The sequence below is a fragment of the Marinomonas sp. BSi20584 genome, assembly GCF_002792415.1.
GTDB classification, from domain to species: Bacteria; Pseudomonadota; Gammaproteobacteria; order Pseudomonadales; family Marinomonadaceae; genus Marinomonas; species Marinomonas polaris.
Window position 1 is genome coordinate 1 of the sequence record NZ_KZ454911.1, and the last position, 8,828, is coordinate 8,828.

General features: G+C 41.9%; 3 protein-coding genes. 2 read left to right on the forward strand and 1 reads right to left on the reverse strand.

Translation table 11 applies throughout. The features are described 5' to 3' along the window. Positions 1-55: 55 nt before the first annotated feature. A partial coding sequence (locus TY87_RS23025; protein WP_442919230.1) for an Ig-like domain-containing protein occupies positions 56-344 on the forward strand: 289 nt, incomplete at its 3' end. A gap of 13 nt (positions 345-357) precedes the next feature. Continuing rightward, positions 358-7,743, forward strand: a complete 7,386-nt coding sequence (locus tag TY87_RS23030; protein WP_442919231.1) for a DUF5801 repeats-in-toxin domain-containing protein — start codon at positions 358-360, stop codon at positions 7,741-7,743. Between the two features lie 108 nt (positions 7,744-7,851). On the opposite strand, the gene msrA is transcribed toward TY87_RS23030, so the two are convergent. Continuing rightward, a complete protein-coding gene (gene msrA, locus TY87_RS22150; protein ID WP_100188731.1) occupies positions 7,852-8,511 on the reverse strand; it encodes a peptide-methionine (S)-S-oxide reductase MsrA in 660 nt (219 codons plus the stop codon). Between the last annotated feature and the right edge of the window lie 317 nt (positions 8,512-8,828).

Consider the following 8,828-nt stretch of genomic DNA (forward strand, 5'->3'; position numbering starts at 1 on the left):
GATCGATACGACCATCGACAGCGATGGCGACGGTGTGACCGTGTCCATCGATGCGATGACGGACGACACAGGCTCATCCGACAGCGACTTCATCAGTAAAGACACGACGCCAGTGATCAGCGGCAAATACGACGCGGTCGATGGCGATGTGACGGTGACAGTGACCAACGCGGCGGGTAATGCCGTTGCGGGTACGTTGAGCACCGATGCGGCGAACGGCACGTGGACGTTCACGCCAACGAATGCGTTGGATGAAGGTGGTTACAGCATCACGGCGACGATCACGGATACAGCGGGTAATAGCGCGAGCGATACGCAGGCGATGACGATCGATACGACCATCGNGGCACGCCGACGATAGATCTTGTTGCTGAAAGTGATAGTGGTGATAGTGATTCAGATAATCTAACTAATAACACTACACCGACTTTCACTTTAGGTAATATCGATAGTGATGCAACATCTGTTCAGGTCTTTAAAGGCGCAACGTTATTAGGTGATGCCATTTTGGTTGGCGGTGTATGGACATTTACGGCTACTGCTGGTCAATTGGTAGAAGGTAGTAATGATCTAACAGTCAAAGTTACCGATAAAGCAGGCAATACAGCAATATCTGACTCACTTGATGTGACTTTAGATATCAGTGCAAGCGCGACTATAAGTATCGATACTATTGCTGGTGATGATGTGCTTACGGCTGTTGAAGCCGGTGGCCTTGTTACTATTACTGGTACTGTTGGTGGTGATGCTGCGATCGGAGATCAAGTCACGCTGAAGGTGAATGGGATAAGTGTTATTGGAACGGGCACAGTTACGGAATCAAGTACAGGAGAATTAGTCTATAGCATTATTGTAGATGGTAAAGACTTAGTGGGTAGTAATAATATCCAAGCAAGTGTTTCTGGTTCCGATGCGGCAGGTAATAATTTCAATGCTACATCAGACACTACTGATGGTCGCTATCAAGATAGTTCAACTGTTTATGCTTCTATTGATGATAGTGGATTTGCTATAGAGGGAGGTGATGCTGTTTTCACTGTCTCTTTAAGTCAAGCTTCTGCAGAGGATGTGCAGATTAAAGTTTCCACTGTTTTTGATACTGCTAGTGCTGCAGATATTGATGTTATGACAGCAAGTTATGTTGATGATAATAATGTGACTCATATTTTATCTATTAGCTCTGATGGCATTATTGATATCCCAGCCGGGGTGACAAAAGTTACTTTAAATGTTCCGACTATTGATGACAGTATTGTTGAAGGTAATGAAAAATTTTCGATAAAAGTAGAGGGAGTATCGGGAGTTTCTTCTGATGAAAGTGAAGCTACCACAACTATTATTGATAATGATCTTCCAACTCCAATTGTGACGATTACCACTGATAGTGATCCGGATGATGGTTTCATTAATAAAGATGAGCTTAATGGTTCAGAGACTATTGCAGTAAAAATTGCTTTACCAGAGGGTGTTAATACACATCAGACTATTGTAGTAACTGATGGTAATGAGTCCCATAATATTAAATTGGATGCGACTGCAATTGCTAATGGCTTTGTAACTTGCTCGTTCGACAATCCAGGTGAAGGGAATACGATTGCTGTAACAGCAACCTTGATTGATAAGTTTGGCAATGAGTCTGAAGCGTCTACAGATAGTGCTGTTGTAGACACTACAGCAACTTCTGCACCTATGATTAGTATTGTAGATGATGCGAACGATGATGGATTGATTAGCAAAGCTGAGTTAGGCAATGATGGAGTCCAAGTAAGTGTTACTGTGGATGGCAAAGAGCTGGAAGTAGGTGCAAATAGCTCGGTGACATTAAGTATCACGAATAACGGTGTCGTTAGTGTTGTGTCTTTATCTCTAATGGCAAACGATGATGGCTCTTATAAAGTTATCAGCTCAGACGAGAACGACACTCGTACTTACAGTTATAGTAATAACACGATTACATGGTCGGAAACTGTAGCAGAGGGAGCGAGTATTGATGTGATCGCAACGCAAATTGACAATGCTGGTAATGTGTCTGATGAGGGTAGAGATAGCGCGGTTGTAGATAATTTTACGTACACCGAAGCTGATACAGCTAATGGAATAGAGGACAACGTATTATCAGTGAATGCTGACAATGGCGTTTTATCTAATGATTCAGACTTGGATGGCGGGTTAACTGTCGCTTCTTTTACTGTTAACGGCGTAAGTTATGATGTTGATGCAACAACGCCTGTAGCTGTTGTTATTAAAGACGGTACTGGTGATGATGCAAAAGAAGTTGGTTCGTTAACACTTCGTGCTGATGGCTCTTACGATTTTGCTCCTGCTACAAATTGGTCTGGTGACGTTCCAACGGTTACCTATACAACATCGACTGGTGAAAGTGCGGATTTGGATATTAATGTCGTTCCAGTTGCTGATGCACCAAAAGTTGAGCTTACTATAACGGCTTTAGAATCGAATGATGACTCTAATGCTGGTGACATTACTCAAGTTAACGGTGGTAGTGGTCAGCCTGGTGGTTTTGACGTTCAAAATGGTCAAATTGTCAAGGTTGGTGATGGCGTTCGTGTGTGGTTGACTAAAGGTGATCCAGTACCGGAAATTGCAAACCCTGACTCTGAAAATCATGGCGTAGTAGAGTATTACGGCGATGGCAATCCTCATGGATCTTCAAGTTACGCTGATATATTTGTCGTTCATCCAGACAGCGGTTGGTTCTATACACAGTCTGATTGGAATGGGCGTGAGGAGTTAAGAGATCTTAATTCTGTATTAGGTGGATCTGTTTCTCAGCAGAGTCCTGATGCAATGAAGGATTATATTTTCTTATCAGGTGATACTACAGGTTTTGATGTAAGTTTCGGTCCAAATAATAGAAATGGTAATTTTAATACTATCGACAGTATTGTTGTTAAATATGATAACCAAACATTGATTAGTGGCAGCAATCAAATTGAAGGTGTTATCTATGGTAATGGCACTCTTGGCGGTCCTAATCAAGAGGATACAACCACTGAAACAATAGCTACTAGCCAAGAGTTTTTGATTGATGTATCAGCTGAACTTACTGATAGAGATGGTAGTGAAACACTTTCTGGTATTACGCTAACAGGTATTCCTGATGGCGTTGATGTCGAGCTTGTTGGAGCGCCTGATGGTGTTGAGCTCAGTCATAATGGTAGTGAGTGGGTGATTAGCAATCCTGATGGTAAAGATCTAACAGATATTCAGTTGAAAATGACTGTGCCGCAGAATTCTGATGCTTTCACTATTACAGCAAAAGCTACGTCAACTGAAGGTGTTGGTGGTGATAGTGCTATTGGATCTGCTACAGCTAATTTTGTTGATACGGATACTGTTCCAGCTATTACTGTTGACGCTGGTACTCTCGCTAGCTTGGATGTATTGACGGATGATTCTGACCTTCGTACTGCTGATGAGTCTGTTTCTACTGTGGTTGATTTCTCATCGGCCTTTGATGTCGATTATGGCACCGATGGTCGTGGTGATGTGACTTACGAAATCAAACTTGATGATTCTTCTACTAACACTGGGCTGACGGCATCTAGTTCGGGTGAGGCAATTAGTTTGTCATTGATTGACGGTAAATTAGTTGGCTTGACAGAAAGTGGGGTTAAAGTATTCGAAGTTACCCTTGATGCGGATGGCAAGGTCTCTATGACCCAATACGAGGCGGTGTCTCATCCTGATGGCACTCAAGATAATGAAGAAATTACGTTAGAAGGCTTGGGTGTTAAGCTGCAAGTAACGGTGACGGATGGAGATAGCAATACATCAGATGCTGATACCGCGACGACAGAAATAGATCTTGGTGCACATCTCAAATTTGCAGACGATGGCGTAAGTATTTCACAAAATGCTGTGCCAGATGGTGGCTATCAAGTATCAACATCCGATATTACTAAGGTGGTGTTGGGGGATTTTGATTTTGCAAAAGGTTATTGGGGGTCTTCAAGAGATTACGATAGTAATAATGTTATTTCTGGTTCTCAGTATAAGGGGCAAGGTTTCACAGTAGAGGCACTTGGTTTTAATGCAGATGGTTCGGCATTGGTGTCCGCTGAGTTATACCAAACTGGTCGAGGGCTTTCTGTTAGTAGTCATAGTGCCAATTCTGGACTTGATGAGTTACCAGGTGAAATTTCATCCCGTGGTAACTTATCTGAAGAGCTTGTTTTTAAACTTGAGCCAGGGCATTTAGCATTTGGAATGAATGCTCAATTAAGTTCTCTATATGTTAGTGGTACTAATGGTGATACTGAAAATGAGTTGGCTCAAGCTGTATTCTATCGAGACGGCGTTGTCATAGGTAAAACTGAGAATTTCGTTGCTAATTCTGGCGGTGGAGCAGGTTCAGTTACGACGAAATTGATCTCTGTACCGGGAGGTTTTGATGAGGTGCATTTTGTCGCTGTGGATAATGGTACTGGCTCATCAAGTGCTTCTAATAGCGATTTTGCTGTCCAGTCTATTTCTTTTATTGGGGCTGATTCAGCTCAACCTATCGCAAGTGCGACTGGACAAGTAGACGCTAGCTCAGCTGATGGTATTGGTGATTTCAAACTAACTGGTTTGGTCAATGATTTAGGTTATACCGTTACGCTTAGTGATGATGGCCATACGCTTAAGGCTGTAGATGAAGATAATAAACCTGTTTTCGAAATTAAAATGAGTGGGGAAACTGGTACATGGGATGTCCTACAGTATCAGGAGATGACTCAGGATATTCAATTTACTGTTAAGGCGGTCGACAACGATGGAGACAGTGCTACTACAGTGGTTAGTCTTGGAACAGAGCGAGTTAACTCCGCTCCTGAGCTAACGTTTGTAGATGGTTCTGATTCTGCTGTTATTTCTGAAGAAGGTTTAGCTGATGGTAATCCAGACACTGTTGGTGATTCTGATACCACTAATAATGTGACTGCTACTGGTACCTTTACTGTAAGTGATGTTGATAGTGACGTTACATTAACTGTGTCACTTGTTGCCCCTACTGAAGTTATAAAATCGGGTGGTGTAACGCTGGTTTGGACAACGGATAGTAGCGGTGATTTGGTCGCTAAAGCGGGTGATACTGAGATTATTCGTGTAGCTCTTACTGACACAGATGGCCAACATGGTTATGTGGTTACTCTTAGTGGTCCTGTTGATCATGCTGATACTACGTCGGAGGATACCGCTAGTATCAACTTTGGTATTGCAGTGAACGATGGCACTGTCACGACAACAGAAAACGTGTCGGTTGCTGTGGAGGATGATTCGCCAGATGCAGTGACAACAATGGCTGAACTAACTCTTAGCAATGTTGTTCCTGAAAGTAACTTCGCTATAGGTGGTGTTTCAATCGATTTTGATGATGCTAAATTCACATTAAATAAGGGGGGTAAAGGTACTTTAGATGATGATGAGGACGGTGATGATGATGCTGTTTATTGGGGCTATGATAAATACCATGATGGCTCTTATTATTTTACAACGGAATCAAGTTCTTTGGTTGATGTTAAAATAGATTCATCATTTGTTGTAGGGCAGTTTATTCACAGAAATGAATCTATTTCTGGTGATTATGGAGCACTTAAAAATGTCACTATGTCGATTAGTTTTAACATAACGATTGCAGGAGAAATTCAAGCTATTACTCTTGATGTTCCTATGGTTCATAATGAGACGTCGAATAACAATTCATCCAATGATACCGTAACTATTACACAGGTAAGTCAGAAAGTTGAAGTGAACGGTGTGACTTATAAAGTGACATTGGATGGTTTCCGAGTAGGAGATAATGGTGAGATAACTCAGCATATTTCTACTCCAGAAAAAAATACTGGTACTTATTCAATCGTTGCGAGTGTTGAAGTCGATAATGTCAACGATGTTGATTCAAATGTTCTTAATGGTAGTGTTGAATTTGATGCAGGTGCAGATGGTTTGGATCATGTAGTTACACAAAATGTGACTGATCAGAATAATGGCAATACATTTGTATTGAACAGTGATGGAACTTACACCTTCAGTGCTGGTGAGGATTTTATTGCTTCAATTCCTGCAGGTGAGTCAACAGTTGTTAGTTATGACTATGTTACGGTCGATAAAGATGGTGATTCAACAACCAATACTTTATCTATTACCGTGCAAAGTGCTGATTCTAAAGACGTCATCACAACCATTTCTGGTTTGAGTGGAAGCTTTTATAATTATGATGATTCTGCTGGTAACTTAGGGACGATTGCATTAGCTGAAAGTGTTATTGCGAACCAAAGCGCGAATGCAAGCTTCGTTAGTACTGAAGTTGACTATACGCGTGCTAGTGGAGACCTTGGTAAGGGATCGAATTTAGAGTCTTGGTTAGGTGATGACTCGGCTTCTATAAAGTATGTTGATAATAATAAACAAAGTACGGAAGATTCTGTTGTTAAATTAACTGGTTTTGTGTCACTAGCTGTTGGCTCTTATAGTATTAAGGTCACTGCAGATGATGGTTATCAAATCAAGATAAATGGTAATGTTGTTGCCAGTATTGATAGTAATCAAAGTGTTGATACCGATATTTTTACCTTCACTGTTACAGACTCTGGAAAGCAATCGATTGAGATTATTTATTGGGATCAAGGTGGTGACTATCAGTTAAGTGTTTTCCTCGCTGAATCAAACTCTGATAATTATCAAGTTTTGGGTGGAGATGCCTATCCAACATCGTTTACTGCTACAGACGCTAATGAGCCTTATACATCTGAAGACGCTACCTCTAATAACTGGTCTTCTGAGGATGAGTTAAATGCAGCTCATACAGATGATCTAAATCAGTACGGCAAAGTTGACGGTACACAAAATAATCTTGATACAAGTGATTTATGGAAACCTAATGCCATAGAAGGAAACGATGATAACAATACAATTTTCAGTGGTTCTGATAATGATGTTGTTCATGGAAATGGTGGGAATGATCTAATTTCTGGAGAGTCTGGCAACGACACCTTATATGGTGGTGATGGAAATGATCACATTTTAGGTGGCTCTCAGGACGATATACTATACGGCGAGGCGGGAGATGATTGGCTTCAAAGTGATTCGGGTTCGAATAAAATGTATGGCGGCTCAGGAAATGACAAGCTTCAAGGAGGAGGGAACGAAGATGAGCTCTATGGTGAAGAAGGAAATGATTTGCTCTATGGCAACGCTAGCAACGATAAATTGTTTGGTGGATCGGGTAATGACTACCTAGACGGCGGTGAGAATGACGACCTTCTTGATGGTGGAGATGGTGATGATGTTCTATATGGACAAGGTGGTGCCGATAATCTTTCTGGTGGAGCAGGTAATGATTACCTAAGCGGTGGTGCTGGTAGCGATACTCTCTCTGGCGGTGTTGGTAATGATTACCTAAGCGGTGGTGCTGGACAAGACTCTTTGACGGGGGGAGAGGGAGCGGATACGTTTGTAATTGATTTTGCTGAATCTGCTGTAGATAGTTTGACCGATTTTAATTCAGCTACAGATGTGCTTGATATATCTGATTTACTTGATGTCCCTGATGGAACTGATGATATCTCTACTTATCTGAATGAGCACCTTTCTATTACATCAAGCTCTGTTGGTGTAGTTGAAAATGAGAATTATACGAAGACGGTTGCCACATTTGGAAATGATTCAGCTGTTGCTTCTGGTAGTACAGTAACTGTCATCTACAACGACCAAGAGTACAACATCAATATTGATGGCTAATCTTGCTCTGATATAGACCACTAAAAAGGCCGAATCGCTTTGCGATTCGGCCTTTTCGTTTCTGTCGCTTGTTCAGCTTTAAAAGCGATTATTCCAATTATTTAAAAACTACACGGCTAAGCCAATAGGGCAGCTCACACCCGTTCCAGCTAGTCCGCAGTAACCGTTCGGGTTCTTGTGAAGATATTGCTGGTGATACTCTTCAGCGAAGTAGTAAGTATCGAGTGGTTCAATTTCTGTGGTGATCATGCCGTGGCCTGCGCCGAGTAGCTCTTTTTGAAATGCAGCTTTGCTTGCTTCAACAATCGGCATATCTTTATCATTGGTTGTATAGATAACAGAGCGATATTGGCTGCCTATGTCGTTGCCTTGGCGCATGCCTTGGGTTGGATCATGGTTTTCCCAGAAAACCTTAAGTACGCCTTCTAGTGAGATAATAGAGGTATCAAACACAACCTGTACGACTTCGCTGTGGCCTGTTTGTCCTGAGCAAACTTCTTCATAGGTTGGGTTGGGTGTAAAGCCACCTGCGTAGCCAACAGATGTGACGATAACGCCGGGAGTATTCCATAGTTTGCGCTCGGCGCCCCAAAAACATCCCATTCCAAGAATAACCTCGGATTCATTGGGTTTTTCTGCGCGAACAAATGGTTCTTTGTTGACTGCGTGTATCCCAGAGATTTTTAAAGGTGTGCCTCTACCTGGAAGAGCATCGGCTTCAGCTGGGATTGCTGACTTTTTAAGAATTGCTTCAATATTGCTGGGCATGTGTGTCTCCTAACCTGTTGGTCGAAAATATCGGATGGCTACCTTTTACCTTGCGGTAGCGGAGGATACAAGTATTTAAGCTTCTCTATATCTAATAAGAGGCTAAGTCTGTTTTATAGAGGTAAATAATGAGGGAGAAAGATTTTTTTTCAACTAATCCTATCTAGTTCTCTTGCAGTGCTTGACTCTTGGATTAATCTACCTATAATACGCACCTCGTTAGCAAGGGTTGAGCGAATTGACTTAGCCAACAAGCATTGTAAATGATTGTTGTTAACGATGATTAGTCGCGGGATGGAGCAGTCTGGTAGCTCGTC

Coding starts and splice junctions, on each gene's coding strand:
- msrA (WP_100188731.1), bottom strand. CDS start 8,511: ATGCCCAGCAATATTGAAGCAATTCTTAAAAAGTCAGCAATCCCAGCT.